This window comes from Cohnella xylanilytica, from assembly GCF_014212175.1.
Lineage (GTDB): Bacteria > Bacillota > Bacilli > Paenibacillales > Paenibacillaceae > Cohnella > Cohnella xylanilytica.
In genome coordinates, this window is sequence record NZ_JACJVR010000167.1 from 1 (window position 1) to 23,918 (window position 23,918).

General features: G+C 60.6%; 22 protein-coding genes and 1 other annotated feature. Of the genes, 11 read left to right on the forward strand and 11 right to left on the reverse strand.

Going from position 1 to position 23,918, the window contains the following annotated elements:
- Positions 1 to 470 precede the first annotated feature (470 nt).
- From H7B90_RS32105 to glxB, 9 genes are all read left to right on the forward strand, one after another.
- Positions 471 to 1,472 (forward strand): beta-ketoacyl-ACP synthase III, encoded by a 1,002-nt coding sequence (locus tag H7B90_RS32105; protein ID WP_185139983.1) that lies wholly within the window; start codon positions 471 to 473, stop codon positions 1,470 to 1,472.
- A complete protein-coding gene (locus tag H7B90_RS32110; RefSeq protein WP_185139984.1) occupies positions 1,462 to 2,703 on the forward strand; it encodes an ATP-grasp domain-containing protein in 1,242 nt (413 codons plus the stop codon). The genes H7B90_RS32105 and H7B90_RS32110 overlap by 11 nt, the downstream gene beginning before the upstream one ends.
- Positions 2,700 to 3,701 (forward strand): NAD-dependent epimerase/dehydratase family protein, encoded by a 1,002-nt coding sequence (locus tag H7B90_RS32115; RefSeq protein WP_185139985.1) that lies wholly within the window; start codon positions 2,700 to 2,702, stop codon positions 3,699 to 3,701. Before H7B90_RS32110 ends, H7B90_RS32115 begins: the two co-directional genes overlap by 4 nt.
- 164 nt (positions 3,702 to 3,865) lie before the next feature.
- The gene (locus H7B90_RS32120) at positions 3,866 to 4,738 is read left to right on the forward strand and encodes an MBL fold metallo-hydrolase (protein ID WP_246578557.1); all 873 of its coding nucleotides are present in this window, start codon (positions 3,866 to 3,868) and stop codon (positions 4,736 to 4,738) included.
- Complete coding sequence (locus H7B90_RS32125; protein ID WP_185139986.1) at positions 4,735 to 6,054, forward strand: F390 synthetase-related protein; 1,320 nt, start codon at positions 4,735 to 4,737, stop codon at positions 6,052 to 6,054. The genes H7B90_RS32120 and H7B90_RS32125 overlap by 4 nt, the downstream gene beginning before the upstream one ends.
- Positions 6,051 to 7,220: a GNAT family N-acetyltransferase gene (locus H7B90_RS32130; RefSeq protein WP_185139987.1), complete on the forward strand. Its 1,170-nt coding sequence runs from the start codon at positions 6,051 to 6,053 to the stop codon at positions 7,218 to 7,220. Before H7B90_RS32125 ends, H7B90_RS32130 begins: the two co-directional genes overlap by 4 nt.
- 32 nt (positions 7,221 to 7,252) lie before the next feature.
- A complete protein-coding gene (locus tag H7B90_RS32135; RefSeq protein ID WP_185139988.1) occupies positions 7,253 to 8,101 on the forward strand; it encodes an SDR family oxidoreductase in 849 nt (282 codons plus the stop codon).
- Between the two features lie 177 nt (positions 8,102 to 8,278).
- Positions 8,279 to 8,557, forward strand: coding sequence for an ArsR/SmtB family transcription factor (locus H7B90_RS32140; RefSeq protein WP_185139989.1), 279 nt, complete (start codon positions 8,279 to 8,281; stop codon positions 8,555 to 8,557).
- Positions 8,558 to 8,620: 63 nt separating this feature from the next.
- On the forward strand, positions 8,621 to 9,004 hold the full coding sequence (gene glxB, locus H7B90_RS32145; protein WP_185139990.1) for a methylglyoxalase: 384 nt from the start codon (positions 8,621 to 8,623) through the stop codon (positions 9,002 to 9,004).
- Between the two features lie 170 nt (positions 9,005 to 9,174).
- Here the strand turns inward: glxB and H7B90_RS32150 are convergent, their stop codons facing one another.
- The gene (locus tag H7B90_RS32150) at positions 9,175 to 10,026 is read right to left on the reverse strand and encodes an SDR family oxidoreductase (RefSeq protein ID WP_185139991.1); all 852 of its coding nucleotides are present in this window, start codon (positions 10,024 to 10,026) and stop codon (positions 9,175 to 9,177) included.
- A 169-nt stretch (positions 10,027 to 10,195) separates the two neighbouring features.
- Positions 10,196 to 11,566, reverse strand: a complete 1,371-nt coding sequence (locus H7B90_RS32155) for an MFS transporter (RefSeq protein WP_185139992.1) — start codon at positions 11,564 to 11,566, stop codon at positions 10,196 to 10,198.
- A 135-nt stretch (positions 11,567 to 11,701) separates the two neighbouring features.
- Here H7B90_RS32155 and H7B90_RS32160 point away from each other — a divergent pair, with 135 nt between their 5' ends.
- A complete protein-coding gene (locus H7B90_RS32160; protein ID WP_185139993.1) occupies positions 11,702 to 12,604 on the forward strand; it encodes a LysR family transcriptional regulator in 903 nt (300 codons plus the stop codon).
- Between the two features lie 56 nt (positions 12,605 to 12,660).
- Here the strand turns inward: H7B90_RS32160 and H7B90_RS32165 are convergent, their stop codons facing one another.
- The 8 genes from H7B90_RS32165 to modA form a co-directional block, all read right to left on the reverse strand.
- A complete protein-coding gene (locus H7B90_RS32165; protein ID WP_246578556.1) occupies positions 12,661 to 13,989 on the reverse strand; it encodes an ABC transporter substrate-binding protein in 1,329 nt (442 codons plus the stop codon).
- Between the two features lie 45 nt (positions 13,990 to 14,034).
- Positions 14,035 to 15,198 carry an efflux RND transporter periplasmic adaptor subunit gene (locus H7B90_RS32170; protein WP_185139994.1) on the reverse strand — a complete coding sequence of 388 codons (1,164 nt, stop codon included), beginning with the start codon at positions 15,196 to 15,198 and terminating at the stop codon, positions 14,035 to 14,037.
- 18 nt (positions 15,199 to 15,216) lie between these two features.
- On the reverse strand, positions 15,217 to 16,080 hold the full coding sequence (locus H7B90_RS32175) for a carbohydrate ABC transporter permease (protein WP_185139995.1): 864 nt from the start codon (positions 16,078 to 16,080) through the stop codon (positions 15,217 to 15,219).
- 25 nt (positions 16,081 to 16,105) lie between these two features.
- A complete protein-coding gene (locus tag H7B90_RS32180; RefSeq protein WP_185139996.1) occupies positions 16,106 to 17,023 on the reverse strand; it encodes a carbohydrate ABC transporter permease in 918 nt (305 codons plus the stop codon).
- Between the two features lie 109 nt (positions 17,024 to 17,132).
- Entirely contained in the window at positions 17,133 to 18,224 is a 1,092-nt protein-coding gene (locus tag H7B90_RS32185) for a sensor histidine kinase (RefSeq protein WP_185139997.1), read from the reverse strand.
- A complete protein-coding gene (locus H7B90_RS32190; protein ID WP_185139998.1) occupies positions 18,217 to 18,918 on the reverse strand; it encodes a response regulator transcription factor in 702 nt (233 codons plus the stop codon). Before H7B90_RS32190 ends, H7B90_RS32185 begins: the two co-directional genes overlap by 8 nt.
- 302 nt (positions 18,919 to 19,220) lie before the next feature.
- On the reverse strand, positions 19,221 to 19,880 hold the full coding sequence (gene modB, locus H7B90_RS32195) for a molybdate ABC transporter permease subunit (RefSeq protein WP_185139999.1): 660 nt from the start codon (positions 19,878 to 19,880) through the stop codon (positions 19,221 to 19,223).
- A gap of 9 nt (positions 19,881 to 19,889) precedes the next feature.
- Positions 19,890 to 20,762, reverse strand: a complete 873-nt coding sequence (gene modA / locus H7B90_RS32200; RefSeq protein ID WP_185140000.1) for a molybdate ABC transporter substrate-binding protein — start codon at positions 20,760 to 20,762, stop codon at positions 19,890 to 19,892.
- A gap of 129 nt (positions 20,763 to 20,891) precedes the next feature.
- Here modA and H7B90_RS32205 point away from each other — a divergent pair, with 129 nt between their 5' ends.
- Positions 20,892 to 21,857, forward strand: coding sequence for a helix-turn-helix transcriptional regulator (locus H7B90_RS32205; RefSeq protein WP_185140001.1), 966 nt, complete (start codon positions 20,892 to 20,894; stop codon positions 21,855 to 21,857).
- Positions 21,858 to 22,408: 551 nt separating this feature from the next.
- Here the strand turns inward: H7B90_RS32205 and asd are convergent.
- Positions 22,409 to 23,494 (reverse strand): aspartate-semialdehyde dehydrogenase, encoded by a 1,086-nt coding sequence (gene asd / locus H7B90_RS32210; protein WP_185140002.1) that lies wholly within the window; start codon positions 23,492 to 23,494, stop codon positions 22,409 to 22,411.
- Between the two features lie 93 nt (positions 23,495 to 23,587).
- Positions 23,588 to 23,852: a binding site (T-box leader), on the reverse strand.
- Positions 23,853 to 23,918: the final 66 nt, after the last annotated feature.

Genomic DNA, 23,918 nt, shown 5'->3' on the forward strand with positions numbered 1-23,918 from the left:
CTTCCGGCCGAGATACTCGATTTTCTAGAACATCTCCCCTTCGAACCCCCCTTTCCGGCCGAGATACTCGATTTTCTAGAACATCTCCCCTTCGAACCCCCTTCTTCCGGCCGAGATACTCGATTTTCTAGAACATCTCCCCTTCGATCACCCCTCTTCCGGCCGAGATACTCGATATTCTAGAACATCTCGCCTTTGATCACCCCTCTTCCGGCTGAGATACTCGATAGTCTGGAACATCTCGCCTTTGATCACCCCTCTTCCGGCCGAGATACTCGATAGTCTGGAACAACGTCGGCTTGGTCTTTTTTCGCGCGCGGGTACAGGAACCCGGGTTCGCCGCGTCGAATATCAACAGTTGCCGTCGAACGATGGCGGTACTAGAGCGAATTGGTACTATCCGGTCGGCGCTCTCTCCCGCACAATGAAGGCGTGAGGACGTCATGCTCCGGAGAGGAGAATTGAGAACCTTGACGATACGAAAAGTGAAAATAATGGGAACCGGCACCTACCTGCCGGGAGCGCCGGTGACGGACCTGGACATGGACGCCCGGCTCGGAACGGCGCCGGGCTGGACGCGCCGGATGACGGACGTCGCGGCGCGGCACTTCGCAGGCCCCGGGGATACGGCGTCCTCGATGGGCGCGAAGGCGGCTTGGCAAGCGCTCGAAGCCGCGAATCTGACTTTCGCCGACCTCGACTGCCTCGTCGGAGCGAGCGGCACCAAGGAGCAAGCGCTGCCTTGCACCGCGGTCTTTATCCAGCGGGAGATGGGCATGGAGCAATCGGGCGTGCCCTGCTTCGATATCGACTCGACCTGCCTGAGCTTCCTGGCGGCGCTCGACGCCGTGTCCTGCATGATCGCGGCCGGCCGATACCGCTACGCTCTCATCGTCTCCTCCGAGATCGCTTCGGTCGGTCTCGATTGGACGCACAAGGAGAGCGCCGGCCTGTTCGGCGACGGCGCGGCCGCGGTCGTCGTCGGCCCCGCGGAAGACGGCGAGCCGTCCGGCATACTTGGCGCTTCCATGCGAACGTACGGCGCCGGAGCTCTCTATTCCGAGATTCGAGCCGGAGGCACGAAGCGTCATCCCCGCGGCCCTCTTCCCGCCGGACCGGAAGATTATTTGTTCCGGATGGACGGTCCCGCCATCTTCCGAATGGCGTCCCGCTTGCTCCCGGCGTTCACGCAGGAGCTATTGGAGTCGACCGGCTCGGCCATGGGAGACTTCCAAGCGGTCATTCCCCATCAAGGGAGCGCCATGGCGGTCCGCCTTATGCGCAAAAAGCTCGGAATCTCGGAGAGCCAGATGGTCTACATCACGCCCGATCACGGCAATACGATCGCCGCCTCCATCCCGATGGGGCTGCACGAAGCGATCCGGACGGGCAAACTCCGGCGGGGCGACCGCGCGCTGCTGATCGGAACGGCCGCGGGCTTGACGCTGGGAGGCCTCGTCCTTGACTACTAGCGCGGGGCCCGCCCCGCTACGCATTCTGTTGACCGGCGGACGTTCGCCCGCCGCGCTCGAGTTCGCCCGGCTGTTCCGCGCCGCCGGACATCGCGTCTATGCCGCCGAGTCCGCTCCGTACCATCTGTGCCGGGCGTCCGCCTGCGTCGAGCGCAGCTTCCAGGTGCCCGCTCCCGCCGAAGATCATCCGCGATTCGTCGGAGCGCTGATCGAGATCGCGCGCGCGAACGGCATCGACGTCTTGGTTCCGACCTGCGAGGAGATCTTCCATCTGTCCCGGGAGCTTCATCGGTTCGACGGCGTCTGCCGCGTGTTCGCCGCGCCGCTCGGCGAGCTGGATCGCCTCCATCACAAGGGAAGCTTTATCCGGGCCGCCGAAGACGCGGGCTTGGCGGTGCCGGCCACCGAGCCGGTCGAATCCCCGGACGGCTGGCTGCCGTTGCTCGAGGATCCCCGGTTCGCCGACGGCCTCGTGCTCAAACCGGCCTATTCCCGGTTCGCCTCCCGCACCCTGCTGCTCGATCCGAGCCGCGGTCCCATCAGCTTCGCGTCGCGGCAAGAGATCGTCCGCAAGCTGAAGGAAGCGCAGGCATCGCAGGCCCGCCCTTGGGTCGCCCAGCGGCTGCTCCGGGGCGAGGAATGGTGCACCTACAGCGTGGCGCACGAAGGAATCGTCGCCGCCCACGTCGCGTACCGCAGCCGGTTCCGCGCCGGGCGCGGCGCCAGCATCCACTACGCCGCCGAGAAGGAGCCTCGTCTGCTGGAATGGGTTCGCCGGTTCGCGAAGCATACCGGCTTCTCGGGCCAGCTCGCGTTCGACTTCATCCGGACGTCGGACGGGGTCTTCCTTCCGCTCGAATGCAACCCGAGAGCCACAAGCGGGATTCATCTGTTCGGAGCGGAAGGACGGCTGGCGGAAGCGATATTGGCGCCGGGCGCCCTTCTCGCGGAAGGACGCGTAGCGGAGCCTGCCGCGAAGGACGGCCGCGGCGCCATGCTGTCCGCCGCGATGCTGTCATACGGGCTTACGCAGGCGATTGGCCGGCGCAAGCTCGGCGAATGGCTGCGAGCCTATCGGAGCGGGCGCGACGTCGTGTACAGGCGGGACGACCCGAAGCCGTTCGCGGAGCAGTTCCGGCTTCTCGCCTGGACTTGGCGCGTCGCCCGACGGAGGAGCCTCTCTATGCAAGAGGCTTCGACTATCGATATCGAATGGAATGGTGAACGATGACGAAGGCATTGGTGACGGGGGCGACGGGTTTTCTCGGGCGGTCGGTATCTCTGCGGCTGCGGGAGCTTGGCTGGGAAGTCGCCGGCCTCGGCCGCGACCCGCAAGCCGGACGGCTCTTGACCGAGCGGGGTGTTCGCTTCCTGCAGGCGGAGCTGCGGGACAAAAAGCGGATCGAGGAAGCTTGCGAAGGGCGGGATCTCGTCGTCCATTGCGCGGCGTTGTCTTCGCCTTGGGGGCGCTACCGCGACTTCTACGAGATCAACGCGGACGGCACGGAGAACGTCGCCGCGGGCTGTCTTCGCCACGGCGCGAAGAGGCTCGTCCATATCTCGACGTCGAGCGTCCTCTTCGACTACGGCGACCGTCTGGATCTCGGCGAGGAAGCGGCCCTCCCGCGCAGCCCGGCGAACGATTATGCCGCGACCAAACGGATCGCCGAGAACGTCGTCCTGGATGCCGCCGCGCGGGGGTTGCCGTCGGTCGTCCTGCGCCCGAGAGCTCTGTTCGGCCCGGGCGACACGTCCCTGTTCCCGCGGCTTCTGCGCGCGAACGAGTCGCGCGGCATTCCGCTGGTCGGGGGCGGCGAAGCGCGTATCGACCTCACTTACATCGACAACTTCGTCGACGCGATCGTTCTCGCCTGCGAAGCGCCGGTCCATCGGGTCGAAGGAGAAGTCTTCCATATCACGAACGGCGAACCCTTGAAGCTAAAGGAATTGCTGCCGAGGCTATTCGATCTGATCGGAACGCCGCTGCGAACGAAGCGCGTCTCCCGCCCCGTCGCCCTGGCTGCGGGCCGGGCGATGGAGCGGCTGTACCGGACGTTCCCTTCGCTCGGCGATGAACCGCCGTTCACGCGTTATACGGTCGGTCAGCTCGCCTACAGCCAGACGCTGGATATCGCGAAGGCGCGCCGCGAGCTCGGGTACGAGCCCCGAATCCGCCTGGACGAAGGCTTGCGGCGATTCGCGGACTGGTGGAGGCGCGAGAACGGATGACGAATCGCCTATCGAATCGTATACCGAATCGTATACCGAATCGTCTATCGAAACATCTATCGAACCTCCTACCGAATCGTCTATCGAACCATCTATCGAACCGTCTATCCAATCCCGAAGCGAATTGCGTGTCGAATCCAACATCGGCCCGCATGTCGACTCGCATGAACCGAACGACGGATCGCCCGACGGTGCCGGTCGAGCTGCTGCTGCTGTCCGCGGGTTACTGCCTGCATCCCGAATTCGTGACCTTGCGAGGCGGCTCGATGCGCCCGGCCGCCTATCCGGCCGGCTTCGCCTGCATCCGCCATCCGTCGCGCGGCTGGATTCTGTTCGACACCGGCTATTCCGCCCGGTTCCGAGAGCTGACGGCTTCGCTCCCCTACTCGCTGTACCGGCGTCTAACTCCGGTCCGGCTCAGCGAGGAGGCGACCGCCGTCCGGCAACTGGCGAAGCTTGGCATTGGTGCCAAGGATGTGGGCTATGTCATTCTCTCCCACTTCCACGCCGACCATATCGGAGGAGCCCGCGACTTCCCCGATGCGCGGTTCCTGTACCCGCAGGCGGCGTACGACGCCGTTCGCGCGCTCGGCCCCGTCCGCGCGACCCGCGCCGGCTTCATCGCCGGGCTGCTTCCGGATGCCTTCGCCGACGCCGCGACGCCGATCGAGCGGGAAGCACAGGCAGCCGATCCGGGCGAAGGAGCGCCGTTCCAAGGCTGCCTCGATCTGTTCGGAGACGGCAGCCTGATCTCGGTTCCGCTGCCGGGCCATGCCGCCGGCCAGATCGGCCTGCTGCTGTCCACGGCGAACTCGCGGGTGCTGCTCTGCGCCGATGCATCCTGGTCGAGCCGGGCGCTTCGCGAGAATCGGCCGCCCCATCCGGCCGCGGGTCTCGTCATGCACGACCGCGCGGCCTATCGCGACACGTTCGAGCGGCTGCGAAGGTGGCAGGCCGCCGATCCCAAGCTCATCATCGTCCCGAGCCATTGCCGGGACTACTTCGATCTCGACGGCAAGGAGGTTCGCCGGTTATGAGGAACGCCCTGGCGTTTATCCGTTATTATCGTCTCGGCCGCAGACGCGGCGAATGGACGGGACGCGAGCCGTTCGACAGATGGCGGGAGAAGCGCGTCGTCAAGCATATCGACTACGTTCGCAGCCGGTCCGCCTTCTACCGGGAATGGTGGGGCGATATTCCTTCTTCGCGATGGAGAGAGTTCCCGCCGATCGACAAGTCGATCCTGATGAGCCACTTCGATCGCCTGAATACGGCGGGCATCGCCTTGAATCAGGCGCTGAACGTCGCGGCGGCGGCCGAGGCGTCGCGGAACTTCAAGCCGGCGATCGGCGACGTGACGGTCGGCTTGTCCTCCGGCACGTCCGGCAACCGCGGCGTGTTCCTCGTCGGCGGCCGCGAACGGGCGGGCTGGGCCGGCGCGATGCTCGGCAAGATGCTGCCCGGCTCGATCTTCTCGCGCGCGTCGGTCGCCTTCTTCCTGCGGGCGAACAGCAATCTGTACGAGTCCGTCCGCGGCAAAAGAATCTCGTTCGCCTTCTACGATCTGCTCGATCCGATGGCGGACCACTTCGCGCGCCTCGAACGCCAGCGGCCGGACGTCATCGCGGCCCCTCCTTCGGTGCTGCGTCGCCTCGCGGAGGCGCTGCGTTCCGGCGAGCTGGACGTTCGGCCGCGCCGGATTATCTCCGTCGCCGAGGTGCTGGACCCGCTCGACCGGGACTATATCGGACGGGCGTTCGGTCAGATCGTCCATCAAGTGTATCAATGCACGGAAGGCTTCCTGGGCTGCACCTGCCCTCTGGGCACGCTGCACTTGAACGAGGATCTCGTCTATATCGAAAAGGAGTACGTGCCCGGACGAACGAGGACGTTCGTCCCGATCGTCACCGACTTCTCTCGGACGACGCAGCCCATCGTCCGGTATCGGTTGAACGACCTGCTGACGGAGAGCGAGCATCCTTGCCCTTGCGGCTCCCCGTTCACCGCCATCGAACGGATCGAAGGCCGGTGCGACGACATTTTCTACTCGACATCGATGGAGGCAGGCGGCGAACCCGTCATCGTGTATCCCGACTTCGTCACCCGCGCGATCATCGCGGCTTCTCCCGAGATCGGCCAATACCGGGTCGTTCAGACGGCGTTGGACCGCTGGACGGTTCAATTGGAATCGCCAATGCTTCGCGACGAGACGATCCGGGAACGGGTTCGCCAAGAGGTCGCGGCGCTGTGCGGGCGGCTGCGCTGCCGGGTGCCGGCGCTCGAATTCGCCCCCTACTCGCCTCCCGCCGGCGACCGGAAGCTGCGACGAATCGAGAGGAGCTGGCGCCCGTGAACGCGGCCACATCGAGTCCCCGGATCGAATGGTTCGACGCTTCGACGATCCGATCGTATCGTTGGCCCGATACGGAATACGGCCGTCACGCCAGACGCTTTCTTCTGCCCATACTGGAGGAAGGCGCCGAAGCGTACGTCCGGAACGTGCGCACGCGGCTTCTCCTGTTCTCGGTCGACGGCACGCCGATCCCCGTCACCGTGAACGATCGGGAATACGACAATTCCTACGTCTGCTCGCCGTACACCCACTACGTCAGCTACGCCAAGGAGGAGCTCGTCCTCCTCCGCAACCGGGCGCTGATCCGCGGCCTCGAGGCGCTGCTGACGGGGATCGGGCTGCTGCTGAAGCTCTCCTCCTTCAATCGCGTCGTTCACGTCAACAACTGGCTGCTGTCGACGAACCTGTATCCCGCGCTGAGCGAGGAGCAATGGGCGGCGGTGCTGGACCGCATCGTCTCCCTGTTCCCTCGCCACGCCGTCGTCTTCCGCTCGATCAGCCCGTCTCTGAACGCCGGCTTGCTCGATCGGCTTCGCGCGGCGAAGTGCCGGCTCGTGCCGAGCAGGCAAATTTACCTTCTGCGGACGGACGCCGAAGGGTTCGGCAACGCCAAGTCCCGCTGGCTGCTCAAGCGCGACGGCGCTTTGGCCGCCAAGAACGGCTACGAGCAGGTCGGCGCCGGCGGCATGACCGATGCCGATATCCCCCGGATCGCGGAGCTGTACCGCATGCTCTATCTGGACAAGTATTCATGGCACAATCCCCAGTTCACGGAGCGAATGCTGGAGACAGCTCTGCGCGAAGGAACGTTGGAGCTTCACGGCTTCCGCCGGGACGGAAGGCTGGATGCCGTGCTCGGCTTCTACGTCCGGGAGGGCGCGATGACGACGCCTCTGTTCGGCTACGACACTTCGCTTCCGCAAGAGCTCGGTTTATACCGGGTGCTGTCCGCGCGGCTGATCGAGATCGCCCGCGAACGAGGCTTGCTGCTTCACGAGAGCTCGGGCGCGGCCCAGTTCAAACGGAACCGGGGGGCCGAGGCCGAGATCGAATATTCGGCGGTGCGCGTTCGCCACCTCCCTCTTCGTCGCCGTTGGTGCTGGATCTCCCTCGAATGGCTGCTCGCGCGGATCGGCGTTCCTTTGTTACGCAAGTTCAAGCTTTAGTTCTTTTTTATTCGCATAAGGGGGTTGTCGGGATGCCGCAAGAGGAGAAAATCGCGCTCGTCACGGGCGCATCCAGCGGCTTCGGCCTGCTTATCGCCGTCGCTCTCGCCCGGGAAGGCTATCGGGTCGTCGCCTCGATGCGGGACCCGGAGCGGCGGGAGCCGCTGCTGAGCGAAGCCCGGAAGGCCGGAGTCGCCGGCAGGCTGGATATCGCGAAGCTGGACGTGACCGACGCCGCGGAGATCGAAGCGGCATTGACGGGAATCGTCGACAAGTATGGCCGCATCGACGCGCTTGTGAACAACGCCGGCTTCGCCGTTGGAGGGTTCATCGAAGAAGTGCCGGAGGAAGCGTGGCGCGCGCAAATGGAGACGAACTTCTTCGGCCTCGTCTCCGTGACCCGTGCCGTCCTCCCGATCATGCGCGCCCAAGGGAACGGCGCGATCATTCAGATCGGCAGCGTCAGCGGCCGGGTCGCCTTCCCCGGTTACGGCGCGTACGCCGCCTCCAAGTTCGCGGTCGAAGGCTTCGCCGAGAGTCTGCGTCACGAGGCGGCCCCTTACGGCGTCCGGGTCTACCTCGTGGAGCCCGGCGCCTATCGGACGCCGATCTGGACCAAGGGCTTCGCGGGCATTCATAAGCGGCCGAACTCTCCGTACGAACGCCGGCTAAACGCCGTGCTCGAATTCTCCCGCAAGACGGCCGACAAAGCGCCGGATCCGCGGGAGGTCGCCGAGCTCGTCGCCCGGCTCGCCAAGCGGCGGCGCTCCGGGCGGCTGCGCTATCCGATCGGGCGAGGCTCGCGGCTGCTCGTCCTGGCCTCGAAGCTCCTCCCCTGGAGCTGGCTCGAGGCGGCCGTCCGCAAGAGACTGGACCGGTAGATAGCGGTTCAAGAACTCAGGAAGCGCATAGGGCTGTCTCGAAGTCATCCTGGATGACGATGAGGCAGCTCTTCTTTTCATGCCGGAAGCCTTGAACGTACTCCCGAGCTTCGCCACAAGCAACCTTAAAGTTGCTTGATCTTGACACGCAACCCCAGAGTTGCCTATACTCGATCTATGAATGAGGACAAAGACGCTATTTTCAAAGCGCTTGGCGACTCGACTCGGCGGCTTATGCTAGACGAACTAGCCGAACGCAACGAGCAGACGTTGTACGAGCTTACGGCACGTCTCATTATGAAGCACGGCCTTTCCATTTCGCGACAGGCGATTGCCAAACATCTTTCCGCATTGGAGGACGCCGGGCTCGTCAAATCCGAAAAAAAGGGAAAATTTCGAGTGCTTGTTTTCAACAACGAACCGCTTAAAAATTTGCTTAAAGGATGGGTTGAGTAATCCGAGTTGGGGCGGATTGCCGCCAAGCTCCAGCTTCGACCATACTACAAGGAGGAAAAAAGGATGAAAATCATCATTACCAGCATTTTCGTTCAAGATCAGGACAAGGCACTGGAGTTTTATTCGGAGAAGCTGGGATTTGTCAAAAAGGAGGACGTTCCCGTCGGGAAATTCAGATGGATAACGGTTGTATCTCCCGATGAGCAAGACGGGATCGAGCTTCTGCTCGAACCGAACGACCATCCTGCCGCCAAAGAGTATCAACGGAAGATCTTCGCCGACGGCATCCCGGCGACCATGTTCGGCGTTGCGGATATTCAGCAAGAGTACAAGCGTCTGGCGGATAACGGCGTGAAGTTTACGATGAAGCCGACCCAAATGGGACAGCTCACGATAGCCGTCTTCGACGATACGTGCGGCAACCTTATTCAGATTGTGCAAAAGTAACTTCGGGGCCGGCTTTATCTAGGCGGATCGTATTACGGGTGTTTACAATTCGGCCCGAACCTGGCTGCGGTACCCGATTGGCGCCAAGCCGCTAGCCAAGCAGGCCGCCTGATCGTCAGGCGGCCTGCTTGGCTGTTCCGGTTCGTATTCGTATTCGCGTTCGCGTTCGCTTACCCCAGCAATCGGCGCAGCTCTTCGCCGAGCGGAGCGTTCGGGCGGCCGAGCACCTTCTCGAAATCGTCGCTCTCGACGTCGAGATAGCCTTCGCGGATTCCGCTCTGCACCCCGACGAGGAACGGCACGACCGCTTCCGGCACGCCGGCGTCGAGCATGATTTTCGCATAGGTCTTGTCATCGACCTGCCGCACCGGAATCTCCCGTCCTCCGACCTCGGATACGATCGCGGCCAGCTCTTCCTGCGTCCGGGGCTTGCCCGACAGCTCGTAGACCGTGTTGTCGTGGCCGTCGCCGCTTAGAATCCGAGCGGCCGCTTCGGCGAAGTCGCGGCGGCTCGCCCACCCGACTCTTCCGCTTCCGGCCGACGTAACCCAAGGCGCTCCGTTCAGAGCCGCTTGAATTGTCGACAGCTCGTTCTCCAGATACCAGTTGTTGCGCAGGAACGAGTAAGGAATTCCGCTTCGCAGAATCGCCTCCTCGGTCTCGCGGTGATCCTGAGCGATGAAGAACTTGCTGTCCCGCGCGTTCGCCGCGCTCGTATAGGCGATGAAGCCGACGCCCGCCGCTTGGGCCGCTTGAACGGCCGCCTTATGCTGTTCGACCCGGTTCTCCAGCTCCGACGACGAGATCAACAAGAGACGGTCGATTCCCGCGCAGGCGGCAGCCAGCGATTCCGGCTCGTTGAAGTTCGCGCGTCGGACATCGACTCCCCGCTCCTGCAGGCCGCTCGCCTTCCGCGGATCCCGCACGCCGACGGCCAAGCGTTCGGCTGGAACCGTCCTCAGAAGGGCTTCGACAATCAGGGATCCGAGTTGACCGGTCGCGCCGGTTACCAATAGCTTCATCGTATTCATCCTCCGGTGTTGGGATGGGATCGCGGCTAATGCCGGGTCTAAGGCCGACGGCCTCGCCGCGCCCCGATTCCGCGACGAAATGACATCGCTATGCGTTATCATACCCCTATAACCCGATCCGAGGAAGCGGGCACTTCAAAGAGACCGGGTATCTTCGAGGTTACCTCGCCGCCGTCCGACTCGCCCGGCCCCTAACCGCGAAGAACAGCAGCACGAATACGATCTGCAGCCCGGCAAGCGCCAAGTATAAATTGCCGAATACGTAAGCCTCGGCGTGGCCGTTCGCGGGATTCCAGCTTACCGCCGCCCGCTGGTCCGCGATTTTGCCGTAGACGCCCGCGGCGATGGCGCCGGCGATAAAGTTCATGAGCGACTGCATGCCCATGCCGACTCCCGCTTGCTCGGGACTTAGGGAGCTCGATACCTGGTGAGACACCGAGATGACGATGAAGGATTGTCCCACGTTCGCGGCGATCAGGATCAGCGCGATCGCGCCCGGCCAGCCGCCGGCGAACGTCGACAGAAGCAGATACCCGATTAACAGCAAGGCGGACGCTGCATAGAATAACGCGGCATGCCCCTTCTTGTCCGCCAGCCTCCCGCCCTTCCGCCCCAGCCACGCCGACGCCAGCGCGCCCGGGATGAGACAGAGTCCGATCCAACCGGGCCCGATGCCGTTCGCCTGCGCCAGAAGCTGAGGGCTGAGGAAGGGAATCGAATAACCGAGCGCGGTAACGAGAAAAGCCAGGCAGAGCCCGAACAAGTAACGCCCGTTGCGGAAGAGCGCCGGCTCCACGAACGGATGGGCTGCGGCGCGAACGCGAAGCGCGAACAGGAGAACGACGGCCGCGCTCGCCGGAATGAGCATCCCGTTCTCGTACGTCACGGCGAGCATGAGCAGCGTAACCGCCGCCGCGAGAATCGCTCCGCCCAGCCAATCGATGCTCTTCGAGCGGCCCGGATCTCCATCCAGCCGCTTCCGGTAATAAGGCAGCAGCGGCAAGACGAGCAGCGGCAGGCAGAACAGCCAGCGCCAATGCGCGAAGCTGACGATCAGCGCCGTAACGGCGGGACCGATCGCCGCGCCGAGCGACAAGCCGGATACGAGCGTGCCGATCGCCTTCCCCCGCCGTTCCTTGTCATAGTACCGAATGGGAATGATACCGCTGAGCGCCGGGAAAATGGCGGCTCCGGCCGCTTGCACGATGCGGGCGGCCAGAAGCATGCCGTAAGAATTCGCGGCGAGCCCGATCAACGATCCGATCGCGAACGTCGCGAACCCGAAGGTGACGACGTTCTTGAGCTTGTAAATATCGGCCAGCTTGCCGTAGATGACGGACCCGATCGCGTAAACGAGCAGATACGCCGAAGAGATCCAGCTGACTTCGGAATAACCGAGCCCGAATTCCGTCTTGATCTGGCCGAGAACGATGTTGAACATCGTCGCGCACATGACCGCTATCGTCAGCGTCAGCGAGACGATCCGAAGCAGCTTGTCGGACGACTCCGCAGACAACGCGGATTGAGTCATTTTCCATCCCGCCTTCCGTTCGGATTGCGACGCCGCTCCTCATCGCTCTTCCATTGTACGATCGATAAGTTATAATAAAAAATATATAATTGTTCATATCCCTTATTCCATAAGATATATGAGGGGGTTAGCGGAATGGAGTTGCTGCAACTGCGATACTTCCGGGCGGTGGCGAAGCACGAGCATATGAGCCGGGCGGCTCAGGAGCTTCATGTCGCCCAGCCCGCGCTGAGCAAGACGATCGCCCGTCTGGAGGAGGATCTGGGCGTTCCGTTGTTCGACCGGCGCGGCCGGCAGATCCGGCTGAATCCGATCGGCAAGGCGTTCCTGGAGAAGACCGAAGCCGCTCTCGAAGCGCTGGAGGAGGGCCGGCGAATGGTGGCGGATATGGCGGGGCTCGAAGCCGGGACCATCCACGTGGCGTCCCCGGCCTTGGGCCGGCTGTCGGCTCTGATCGGCAAGTTCCTGGAGAGCCATCCCGACGTCCGATTCCAATTGAAGCAAGCGACGGCCGAGGAGATGGAAGAGCTGCTCGAAGCCGGCAAGATCGACTTCGGCTTCTCGGCGCTGCCCGTGCGCAAGCCCGGCCTCCGCGAGCTTCCCGTCCTGAGCGAGGAAGCGTATCTCGCCGTTCCTCCCGGCCACCCGTTCGCCGGACGGGACAGCATTCATCTGTCCGAAGCGGCGAACGAGCCGTTCATCGGCTACCAGCCGAATCATCTCTACCGCAAGCGGGACGAGAAGCTGCTGCTGAATGCAGGCGTCGTCCCCCGCTTCGTCTGCGAAGTCGACGAAGGCGGAGCCAAGTCGAGTCTCGTCCGGGCCGGTCTCGGGCTCGCCATCATCGGGGCCTGCAACAGGGGCGACACTACCGCTTTGCCTCCCGAGTCGCTGCTTCGCATCGTATCTCCCGGCAACCGGACGACGTTTCAATTGGTTTGGCAGGACCATCATTATTTATCGCGGGCGGCGATGGCGTTCCGCGATTTCGCCGCGGCGTCCTACCGGGAGACGTACGAGACCGCTAATATAGGATAGCGGCTCGTAGACACGAACCCATGAGTCCCCTGCAAGGTCTCATGGGTTTGCGACGCTTATTCGTTCAAATAGGTTGTGGTCCGGTTCTGGATCAGCTCGGCCGCTGCTTCCGCGGACTTCTGCCCGCTAAAGTAAGCGAGAGATTCCTCCCCCACGATGGAGATCACTTTGGCGTCGAGAATCGAATAGACGTCCGCCATGTCCAGCAGCTGCGTAAACCGGGCGAATTCTTCGTCCTCCGCCGTCACGGCTTGGCCGTCAGGCAGCTTATAGGTGCCCGCGCGGATTTGCTCCTTGATCGCGTCCAGCTTCTGTCTGTTCACCGACTTGAGAAGCGAGAATCCGTCCCGTTCCGGCATCGACTGCCCCTCTTCGGACAACAGGAAGCTCAGCAGCTTCCAGGCTTCCTTCTCCACGGCCGTTTTCGCCCGAATGGCGAATTGGGTCGCCGGGATAATCCGCATGGCGCCGGACTGCTCCAAGCTGTGCGGTTTTTGCAGCAGTCTCGGGCGGTTGAACGCCGTATGCGTGACGTCGATCACGTCGGCCGGCTCGCGCAATACGGCGGAGTAGAACAATTGCTTGCCGCGCTCCGCCGGCTCCGCGGTCATTACGCCGTCATCGTACATTTTCTTCACTTGTTTCAACAACGCCACGAATTCCGGAGAATCGAACTTTGCCTTTCCTGCCTCCTGGTCCACGTACAAGCCGTAACCGTCCACCATCAACTCCTGCATCATCATATCCGGCGGATAATCCGCCATCGCATACAAGCCGTCCTTCCCCTCCGTCAACTTCTTGGCTTTATCGGCGAAGATTTGCCAAGTCCAGGATTTCTCGTCGATGCCGGCATTGTTCAAGGCCTCTCCTTCCCCGATGAACGCTCTCAGGTAAAATCCCGACGGAACCGAATACGTTCCGCCCATTTGCTTCATGGCCTCCAAAATATTCCTTTGAATGTCGTCCTGCTTCAGCGTGTCGTCCTGTTTCAGCCAATCATCCAAGTTCAGAAGCAGGTTTTTCCCGATATATTCGCTTTCGGACAATCCCTCCAAGTCGAGTACATCCGCTCCTTTTCCAGACATCAAGGCCGTATGGACCGACTTCCGGTATTCCTCCCAATCCCCGGATTTCAACTCTTCTCCGGCCTGCTTATACGCTTGGATCCGCAGATCGATATCCGGATGCTTGGCCTCGAACTTTTTCTCCAGAGCCTCATAGAAGGCCGTAGACTCCATAATGGACAAAGTGAGGACGGTTTTACCGCCTTCCGCAGCCGTTGTCTCCCGGTTTGCCTCCTCCCCGTTGCCTCCGGTACTGCAGGCGGTCACTGCCGCTAACAGGATACCCGCCATTGCCGTCGTCACGCCTAACCGTTTGATCATGGGTTGTCCCTCCATACGCTGTCTTCTAACTTCTATTATCGATTTTTACTGCAAACGAACCCGGTTCCCGTCCTGCAACGGCTCGCTGCTCTCCAGAATGATCAGATCCCCTGCATACAGGCGGTCAGGCGGAATCATCGTCTCCCGACCGTTGGACGCGCTCGCCTCGATCGGAACCTTGCGGGCCACGAACACATTGCCTAGAGCCCCCCGCTGCTGATCCACCGTGAAAATAAACTTCGACTCGCCTTCCCGATGAACCGCTTCGTTCGGGACGATCCACCCCTTCTCGGACGAAGGCCGCTTCAACCGGACCGATACCTGCTCACCCCCTCTCAGGGAGGAATCGGCCACATGGATGCGCAACCGCTTCTGCCGGACGGCCGAAGAAGTCTCTCCGCCGTCGCCCTCCGGCGAACCTGCTCTCCGAGAGTCTTCGTCCGTCATCTCGTCGATGATTCCCTTCAGCGAACGTTCCGGCTGCTTCCCCGCCGCCGCGATTCTCAGCTCGATGGGCTGTCCGGCCGCGAGTTCGAGGCGGTCGACGAGCTCTCCGTCGGCCACGAGATCCAGTTGGTAGCCGAAGTCGCGGCTCGAGATCACCGCATCCGGTTGACCGGCGGAAGCGAGACCTTCGACCGCATTCATCTCCACTACGATCCCGTCAAACGGAGCGGTCAGTTCTCGCTGCCGTTTCAGTCGCTCCCGCAGCCCTTCGATTTTCCTTCGCTGCACCGATAGATCGATTTGGCGAGCGGCCAATTCGCGTTTGGCTTCCCGGGAACCGAGTTCGTCCCCGCCGACCGTCGACGCTATGTATTGATCCTGCGCGGCTTCCAGGGCGATGTACATCTTGTCCAACTGCGCGATCTCGTCCTCCAGCTCCCGTTCGGCAGAGGAGCTGTCGTACAAGACGAGCCGCTGCCCTGCCTTGACCGCCTCCCCTTCCTTCACAAGGACTTGGCGGACTTGCCAACCGGCCGGGTTCGGCAACTCTGCCTGTTTGATCGGCCGCAAGACGCCGCTGCCTTCCAGCGTATAGGCGAGTCCTCCGCTCGTCGCCGTCCCCGTCCTTACCTTCGGCAAGGCGACCGACTGCAGCGTATTGCTGAATAGCGTAAAGAACAGCAGCAATCCGAACAGTGCAATCGACGCGGCGGCTATCCATCTTTTTCGTTTAAAATCGACCTGCTCCTTCGATATCTCCATATGCGCGGCCGTCTCCTCCTACCCTTTGATTCCGGACCATTGAACGCCTTGGATGAAATACGTCTCCGCGTACAGGAACAACAGCAGCATGGGAGACATGTACAGCATGGACGCGGCAAAAACCGTTCCCCATTCGCCGGTCAACCTCGACAGAAAGACCGACAAAGGCTGCTTAAACGGATCGTCCAAAAAGATCAACGGCTGCTCGACCATATTCCAATAATCGACGAACAGCAAAACCACAAGCGCCGCCATCCCCGACTTGACCATCGGAAGAATAATCGTCAGGAAGATTCGAAGATGGCCGGCCCCGTCCATTTTGGCCGCTTCGATATAGGCATACGGAATGTGCAGCATGAACTGGCGCAGCATAAACACTCCGAATGCGGCGAAGACGCCCGGAAGGATCACGGCCCCCGGTCGATGCAGCAAGCCCAATTTATCCGCCATGATATAGTTGGGAACCAGCGTGACCTGGAACGGCATCAGCATCGCCAGCAAATACGCCAAGAACAGGGAATCGCGGCCGCGGAACTTCAGCTTCGCGAACGCATAGGCCGCCAGCGCCGCGACCGCCGTCTGGCCGACGATGATCGGCACGACCAAACCTGCCGAATTCCAAAACATAAGCAAATAGTTGGGGGTATACACCAGCAGTTTGCCGTATTGCTCCAGAGTCACCTTGTCCGGCAGCCATTTAAGATTGACGAACGTATCGGCGCCCGTCTCCGTCGCTTCCGTCCGTTGACCGATCGGCCCGTAGTCGATCGTCAATTCCTGTTCGGTCATAAGCGAATGGGTGAAGGTAATCGCGATCGGGAGCAGCAGCAGCAACCCGATCATCCCCAGCCCCGCCGTTAACAGACCTTTTCGCACCGCCATCCTAACCCTCAAACTCCGCGCCTCCCTACTCCATGAACTGCCGATACCGGCGCTCCAGCCCGAACAGCCCAAGGACGATCGCCATAATGACTCCTACCATCAAGACAGCCGCCGCCGTCAGCTTCTGAATGTCCAGCGACGCGAACATGTTGTTCATGTAGTGCTGCAGCATGTAGATGCTGTCGTGCGGATAGTCGCCGGCCAGCAGATACGTCTCCCGGAACACTTTGAAGGAATTGAGGATCGACATGATCACGACGAAGAACGTCGTCGAGGTCAAATAGACCAGCGTAATTCCGTAAAACTGGCGAAAACGCCCGGCCCCTTCGATTTGCGCGGTTTCGTAGTAATCTCTCGGGATCTGCTGGAGACCCGCCAGGAACAAAATGACGTTGTAGCCGACATTTTTCCATAGATAAACCGCCAGGACCACGTACCGGGCCGCTTCCGTCTTCATCCAGTCCACCCGGTCGATGCCGAACCGGCTCAGCGCGTAGTTCAAAGCCCCGTTCCAGTCGAAGATCAGCTGCCAGATGACGAGGACCGAGGCGACCGGAACGACAAGCGGCAAAACGTAAGAGGCGCGCAGCCACTTCCGAAAATAAATTTGCCGGTTTAGCAATAACGCCAGCCCCAGGGACAACGCCAGCATGAACGGAACGCTTGCCGCGCTGAAATAGAAGGTATTGGATGCCGCCTTCCGGAAGGAATCGCTGGCCAGCAGCTCCCGATAATTCGCCAAGCCCGCGAACCTTCCCCCGGACGCTCCGCTCCGGAACGAATACATGACCCCCATGGCGAACGGGATTAGATAAAACAAGGCAAACCCCGCCGCGCTCGGCGCGAGAAATAACCACGCCGCCGCGGCGTCCCGGCTCTTCCGCCTTGTCCAGGCCCGCCGGGCCCAATCGGGCGGCGCAAATAAAAAAAACCACTTCTTCATCTCCCAGTCCCCCTGCCGTTCATGCTCTAAGCATAGGCTGGACTGTTAAAATAAGAAGTGGGGTAAATCTTAACTTTTTATAAAAGCGAATCGGCTTGCGCCGGTGCCGTCAAGCACGCGGCAGCCGCACTTCGAATTGGGTGCGGATGAGATCGCTCTGCGCCGACAGGACGCCATCGTGCTGCTCCACGATGTTCTTGGCGATAAACAGGCCGAGCCCGGTGCTCCCTTCCTGATGGGTTCGCGCGCGATCCCCGGTGAAGAACATGTCGAATACGTGAGGAAGCTCGTCCCGAGGAATGGATTCGCCGTAATTGATGACTTGAACGACGGCTTGATCCTCCTCCAGACGGCCGCGAATATCGATAAATTCGCCGTCTTTCCCGTATCGCGCGGCATTGGACAACAGGTTCTCGAACACGCGCGCAAGCAGTTCGCCGTCCCCGGACACCATCAGATGCGGAGCGATCTCAAGGCGCGCGGTCAGCTCGCTTTTTTCGAACGCCGGAACCATCTCTTCGGTTAGTTGGGTCAGCAGCTCGCTCAGGTCGAGCGGCGCGCGGCGGATATTCAGCTTGCCGTAATTCATTCGCGTAATTTCGAACAGCTCGTCGATCAGCTTCTCCAGCCGCTGCGACTTCGTGTAGGCGATCGTCGTGTAATGCTTCATCTGATCGGCGGTCAGATCCTTGCCTTGAAGGATAAAATCCAAATACCCGATGACGGATGTCAGCGGGGTTCGCAAATCGTGGGCAAGGTTAAGCACCAGCTGCTCCTTGCTGTTCTCGGCGAAATCCCCCCGTTCCACCGCCTGCTGAAGCTTCTCGCTGGCCAGGTTGATATCCCGGGCAATGCTGCCGATCTCGTCATTGGACGGAATATGGACCCGATGGGAGAAGTCGCCCCCGGCCAGTTGGTTGATCCCGCGGGAGATCTCCCGGAAATAAGCCACGTAACGCCGGGTAAGCAGATAGAAGTAGGCAAACGAAATGGGAAAAAAAAGAATCAGAAACGCGTTAATATCGCCGATCGCTCTTATGGTTTCGCGAACTTCGTACAACGGGTCTTCGCGATGCAGCGTATAGTAATACTGCCGCAGCGCCAAGTAGATCAGAAGCGTCGTGCCGGCGGATAGCAGCATGCTGATCGCGAACAGCCGGATCATCCGGAAGCGGAAGCTGCGGAATTTAGGTTTAGCCATGGAACGAATAACCAACTCCCCAGACGGTACGGATCAGCTTGTTCTTGTTCTGGTCCTCCCCCAGCTTCTTCCGAAGGGTACGGATATGCACCATTACCGTATTCCCGCCTTCGTAATACGTCTCGCCCCATACTCTCTGGAAAATATGCTCCGAGCTGAATACCTTCTTCGGATGGCTGGCCAGCAGCACCAATATGTCGAACTCCTTGGGCGTGAGCTCCACCGGTCGGCCGTACATGTGCACGGTCCTCTGATCGGGATGGATGACCAGCCCCCCGGCCTCCAGCACGGACGCGTCCGTACGAACCGCCATCGAAGGGTTCAACTGAATGAAGCGACGCAGATGAGCATTCACCCGCGCTACCAGCTCCATGGGGTTAAATGGCTTGGTCATATAATCGTCGGCGCCTCGAACCAGTCCGGTAATCTTATCCAGGTCGGTCGCCTTCGCGCTGAGAAAAATAATCGGCAGATGATGCTCCTCTCGGGTTCGCCGGGTTACTTCGTACCCGTCGATCTTGGGCATCATGATATCCAAAATCGCCAAATCCACGGACTCCGTCCGGATCGCTTCGAGAGCCTCTTCTCCGTCGGCGGCCTTCAGGCAACGGTAGCCCTCTTTGACCAGATGCAGCTCGATCAGGTCGGCGATCTCCGCTTCGTCATCCGCGATCAGGATCGTGATCGGTTTCATGTCGATTTCTCTCCTTTTCCTAAACAAGCATAGCCCAGACCTGCTTCCGATTCAATGGATTCGTTCGGGATAGAACGAAGCCCGGAAGCGCTCCGGCGGCCTAACCCGCTTCCTTCCCATCCATCGTCTGCTTGAAGGATATAAAAATCCTTTTAAAAAGAATGGCGGTTAATCTTTAAATTTTCCTTAAAATCGAAAAGAGGCAAGCGGGACGTATGCCCGCCTGCCTCCATGCCGAAATCTACTTTACTCGAAACGGACCTTGTCAATCGCGTTATTGCAATAGCTGCAGGTACCCGCCCTCATTTCGATTGTCGTCCGGTAACGAGCAGCATGACGAAGGAGACGAGGACGATGGCGCCGGTCCAAGCCCAGGCCATCGCGCCGTTGCCCGAATCGACCGCGACGTAGATCGCCGTCGGGACGGTCTGGGTCCTTCCCGGGATGTTGCCCGCGATCATCAAGGTCGCTCCGAACTCGCCGAGGCTTCGCGCGAAGCCGAGAACATAGGCGGACAGCAAGGAGCGGTAAGTCAGCGGAAGCGTAATGTAGCGGAATACCTGCCATTCGTTCGCGCCGATGGAGCGCCCGGCTTCCTCCAGCGTTCGGTCGACGGAAGCGAAGCCGACCTTCATCGTCTGGTAGACGAGCGGAAAGGCGACGACGACGGCCGCGACCGCCGCCGCCCACCAGGTGAACACGATCGGCGCTCCGGACAGCCATTCGATGAACCGCCCGGCCCAGCTTCGGCGGCCGAGCAGCACAAGCAGCAGGAAGCCGATCACGGTCGGCGGAAGGACGAGCGGAAGCAGGAACGCCGTCTCGAGCAGCGTCTTGCCGCGGAAGGCGGAGCGATGCATCCATCTCGCGACGAAGATGCCCAGCAGCAGAACGAGTACGCTGGCGAACAAGGACACCTGCAGCGACAAGCGGATCGGCGGCCAGAAGTCATCCCAATTCATCGCGATCGGTCACTTCGGAACGGTAAATCCGTATTTTATGAAGACGTCGAGCGCCTCTTGCGACTGCAAATAGCGGTAGAACTCGTCGGCTTCCTTCCCATGCTTCGTCGCCTTCACGATTCCGACCGGATATTCGATGGCCGAATACGTCGCCGGGTCGACCTCGAAGGCGACCTTCGCCTTATCGGCAGTCAGCGCGTCCGTCTTGTAGACGAATCCGGCGTCGGCGTTCCCGGTCTCCACGTATTGGAGCACTTGCCGAACGTCCTTGCCCTGCACCGTCTTGCTCTGCAGAGCGTCCCACAGCTTGGCGTTGGTCAGCGCCTCCTGGGCGTATTTGCCGGCCGGCACGCTCTCCGGAATGCCGACGGCTACGTTCTTCACTTCAGGCTTCTCCAGGTCCGACAGCTGCGAGACGGCCGCTCCGCCGTCCGCGGGCACGACGACGACCAGAGAGTTGTTCAAAAGGTTGGTTTGTTTATCTTCTTCGACGAGACCCTTGTCGACCAGAGCCTTCATGTTCTTGGCGGCGGCGGCCAAGAACAGGTCGGCGGGCGCTCCCTGCTCGATCTGCTGCTGCAGCGCGCCGGACGAGCCGAAGTTGAAGATCAGCCGGATATCGGAATGCTCGGCTTCGAACGCCTTCTCGATCTCGCCGAGCGCGTCCGTCAAGCTGGCGGCCGCCGATACGGTCAATTCCGTCGTCTCTGTACCGGCGTTGGCGCTGGCGCTAGCACTAGCGCTGTTGCTAGCACTAGCGCTCGCTTCGGTTGCCGGCCCGGTATCGTTCGACTGCGGCTTCGAAGCTCCGCAAGCCGCGACAACGGCCGTCATCGTCAGCAATACGGCGAACGCGGTACTTTTTTTGATGTGTCCCAGCATGAGACCTCTCCCTCTCTTTATCCAGCTTGTTCCGATAATCCTCTATATCATCTCTCCGGCCATGGCGTCGTCCCGCATGTGGTACAATGATGCTCATAGACCCACTTTGGCCGAATAAGGAGAGTTCCGATGTCCAGCGATATCTCGTACACGACGGAAGAGATTGCCGCCATCTTGAAAATATCCAAGCTGACCGTCTACGACTTGATCAAGAAGGGCGAGCTGCCCTCCTACCGCGTCGGCAAGCAAATGCGCGTGGACGCGTCCGATCTGGAAGCCTACAAGCAGAGAATGAAGAGCGCGTCCAAAACCGCCGATTCGCCGGCAGCCGTCGCCGCCGCGCATGATTCTTCCCAGGCAGCCGCGGCATCTGCCGCAAGGAGCGGCCAACGATCCGTCGTCATTACCGGCCAGGATCTTAGCCTGGACTTGCTCGCGAAGCATATGGAGAAGTCCGTCCCCGGCATCCGCCCCCTTCGCTCCTACGTCGGAAGCCTGGACAGCCTCGTCTCCATGTATCGGGGAGAATCGGACATCGTCAGCACGCATCTGCTCGACGGCGATACCGGCGAGTACAACCTCCCCTACGTTCGCCGGCTGCTGACCGGACGATCCTACCTGGTCGTGAACCTGCTCGTGCGGCGGGCCGGGCTGTACGTCCGTCAAGGCAACCCCCTTCGCATCGCGGATTGGAGCGACCTGGGCCGCCCGGGGCTGCGCCTCGCGAACCGCGAGATCGGTTCGGGCGCCCGCGTGCTGCTGGACGAGCAGCTCCGCCTGCACGGCATCCGTCCCGAATCGCTCGTCGGCTACGGCAACGAGGAGACCAACCATATCGGCGTAGCCGGCAAGGTCGCTTCCGGCGAAGCGGACGTCGGCGTCGGAATCGAGAAGGCCGCGGCGATCGTCGGCCAAGTCGACTTCCTTCCGTTGATCCGCGAGCGCTACGATCTCGTGTTCCTGAAGACGCCGGACAACCGGGAATGGATCGAATCCGTCGTCGGCATTTTGCGGTCGCCCGCGTTCCTAAGCGAGCTCGGCGCCATATCGGGCTACGACTTGTCCATGACCGGGCAGGTTCTGTACGAGACCTGAGCGAGGGAATGGCGGAACCTATCGCGCGTCACACGAATTATATCTAATTATAATTAAACATAACAATTTATAATCAATATATACGGATCAACGCGAAAACTCAAGAAAGACTTTGCAAACGGATTTGTTGCGGCATATTTAGGGATTCGGCCCTTTGGAATATTAAGAAGTGATATTGGCCAAAGGCGGCTCATCGCTAGAATTTTGTATGAAATATCATACATATTTTTCGCGTGAGGACGAATTGTTAGAAATTTGTATGAAATGTCATACAAATTTTGTCACATGAAGGCGTATCGCTTGAATTTTATATGAAATTTCATATAAATTGCCTCATGAAGACGCATCGCTTGAATTTTATATGAAATTTCATACAAATTGTCCCATGAAGGCGCCTAGCTTGAACTGTATAGGATATTTCATACCAATTTCTTTTGATGGACCCGGACATGCCCTGCGATATCGTATGTAAAGAGACCGTTGTATACAAAAAGGCGGGTTCCGCGCTTACGCGAGAACCCGCCTTCGATTCCTAAAGGATGATCAACCGATTATTTCGCTTGAATGTAGCCTTCCGCCTTCAGCAGCTCGGCGATCAGAACGGCGCCGCCCGCCGCTCCCCGCAGCGTATTGTGCGACAGCCCCACGAACTTGTAATCGTAGATCGTATCTTCGCGAAGTCTTCCCGTCGATACGCCCATGCCGCGTTCGATGTCGCGGTCGAGTCCCGTCTGCGGACGGTTCTCTTCTTCGAAGTAGGTGATGAATTGCTTCGGCGCGCTCGGCAGGCCGAGCTCTTGCGGGCGGCCCTTGAATTCGCGCCAGCGGGCGAGAATCTCGTCCTTCGAAGGCTTCTTCTCGAACGACGCGAACACCGCCGCCATGTGGCCGTCGGTTACCGGCACGCGGATGCACTGCGTCGTGATGAGCGGCGAGCTCGCCTTGACGATGGCGCCGCCCTCGACGCGGCCCCAGATGCGCAGCGGCTCCTGCTCGCTCTTCTCTTCTTCTCCCCCGATATAGGGGATGACGTTGTCGACCATCTCGGGCCAGTCGGCGAAGTTCTTGCCCGCGCCGGAGATCGCTTGATAGGTCGTCGCGACCACCTTCGTCGGCTTGAAGTCGAGCAGGGCGTTAAGCGCCGGCACGTAGCTCTGAATGGAGCAGTTCGGCTTGACGGCGATGAACCCGGTGTTCGTCCCGAGTCTCTTGCGCTGCGCCGCGATGACTTCGATATGCTCCGGGTTGATCTCCGGAATGACCATCGGAACGTCGGGCGTCCAGCGGTGAGCCGAATTGTTCGAGATGACCGGCGTTCCCGTTCTCGCGTACGCCTCCTCGAGCGCTTGAATCTCCTGCTTCTTCATGTCGACCGCGCAGAAGACGAAGTCGACGCCGGAAGCCACTTCCTCCACCTTGGAGGCGTCCTGGACGACGATCTTCTTCACGTCTTCCGGGATGCTGCCGGACAGCTTCCATCTTCCCTGCACGGCTTCCTCGTACGTCTTGCCGGCCGAGCCGGCGCTGGCCGCGATGGCCGTCACCTGGAACCAAGGATGCTGATCCAGAAGCTGGACGAACCGCTGTCCGACCATTCCCGTTCCTCCGACGATGCCTACCTTCAACTTTGCTGACATGAGCTGTTCAAATCCTTTCTAGATGGAATCAATCAGTTCGCGTATTCCAGGCTTGCTTATGCAATAAAAAAATCCCACCCCCAAGACGCTAACCTTAGGGACGAGATTACGATTCTCGCGGTACCACCCCAACTTCGCCAATGGGTCGCCCCATTCGCCTCTTCGAGTACGGCATCGCGGCGCAACGCGTATACTCTAGCTCTGTAACAGGAGCTCCTGTCGCGCCACCCCCTCGGGTCCGAGGTTCCGGCGCGCTGCTCGGAGTCTTTGTTCAATAAACCGTTCTTCGCTCCTTCCCAGCTGCCGGAGCTCTCTGCGGAAGAACCTGTTTATCTACTCGTCTCGTCATCGCATTTGATATTGCATTTATGATATCAAATAACCTTGCCGAGGTAAATATCAAATTCTAGAGTAAAGGGCTGAA

What these genes read in the sequence shown, in the direction of transcription:
- H7B90_RS32115 (WP_185139985.1), top strand. Translation starts at nt 2,700, where the DNA reads ATGACGAAGGCATTGGTGACGGGGGCGACGGGTTTTCTCGGGCGGTCG.
- H7B90_RS32120 (WP_246578557.1), top strand. Translation starts at nt 3,866, where the DNA reads ATGAACCGAACGACGGATCGCCCGACGGTGCCGGTCGAGCTGCTGCTG.
- H7B90_RS32125 (WP_185139986.1), top strand. Translation starts at nt 4,735, where the DNA reads ATGAGGAACGCCCTGGCGTTTATCCGTTATTATCGTCTCGGCCGCAGA.
- H7B90_RS32135 (WP_185139988.1), top strand. Translation starts at nt 7,253, where the DNA reads ATGCCGCAAGAGGAGAAAATCGCGCTCGTCACGGGCGCATCCAGCGGC.
- H7B90_RS32140 (WP_185139989.1), top strand. Translation starts at nt 8,279, where the DNA reads ATGAATGAGGACAAAGACGCTATTTTCAAAGCGCTTGGCGACTCGACT.
- glxB (WP_185139990.1), top strand. Translation starts at nt 8,621, where the DNA reads ATGAAAATCATCATTACCAGCATTTTCGTTCAAGATCAGGACAAGGCA.
- H7B90_RS32150 (WP_185139991.1), bottom strand. Translation starts at nt 10,026, where the DNA reads ATGAAGCTATTGGTAACCGGCGCGACCGGTCAACTCGGATCCCTGATT.
- H7B90_RS32155 (WP_185139992.1), bottom strand. Translation starts at nt 11,566, where the DNA reads ATGACTCAATCCGCGTTGTCTGCGGAGTCGTCCGACAAGCTGCTTCGG.
- H7B90_RS32160 (WP_185139993.1), top strand. Translation starts at nt 11,702, where the DNA reads ATGGAGTTGCTGCAACTGCGATACTTCCGGGCGGTGGCGAAGCACGAG.
- H7B90_RS32165 (WP_246578556.1), bottom strand. Translation starts at nt 13,989, where the DNA reads ATGATCAAACGGTTAGGCGTGACGACGGCAATGGCGGGTATCCTGTTA.
- H7B90_RS32170 (WP_185139994.1), bottom strand. Translation starts at nt 15,198, where the DNA reads ATGGAGATATCGAAGGAGCAGGTCGATTTTAAACGAAAAAGATGGATA.
- H7B90_RS32175 (WP_185139995.1), bottom strand. Translation starts at nt 16,080, where the DNA reads ATGGCGGTGCGAAAAGGTCTGTTAACGGCGGGGCTGGGGATGATCGGG.
- H7B90_RS32180 (WP_185139996.1), bottom strand. Translation starts at nt 17,023, where the DNA reads ATGAAGAAGTGGTTTTTTTTATTTGCGCCGCCCGATTGGGCCCGGCGG.
- H7B90_RS32185 (WP_185139997.1), bottom strand. Translation starts at nt 18,224, where the DNA reads ATGGCTAAACCTAAATTCCGCAGCTTCCGCTTCCGGATGATCCGGCTG.
- H7B90_RS32190 (WP_185139998.1), bottom strand. Translation starts at nt 18,918, where the DNA reads ATGAAACCGATCACGATCCTGATCGCGGATGACGAAGCGGAGATCGCC.
- modB (WP_185139999.1), bottom strand. Translation starts at nt 19,880, where the DNA reads ATGAATTGGGATGACTTCTGGCCGCCGATCCGCTTGTCGCTGCAGGTG.
- modA (WP_185140000.1), bottom strand. Translation starts at nt 20,762, where the DNA reads ATGCTGGGACACATCAAAAAAAGTACCGCGTTCGCCGTATTGCTGACG.
- H7B90_RS32205 (WP_185140001.1), top strand. Translation starts at nt 20,892, where the DNA reads ATGTCCAGCGATATCTCGTACACGACGGAAGAGATTGCCGCCATCTTG.
- asd (WP_185140002.1), bottom strand. Translation starts at nt 23,494, where the DNA reads ATGTCAGCAAAGTTGAAGGTAGGCATCGTCGGAGGAACGGGAATGGTC.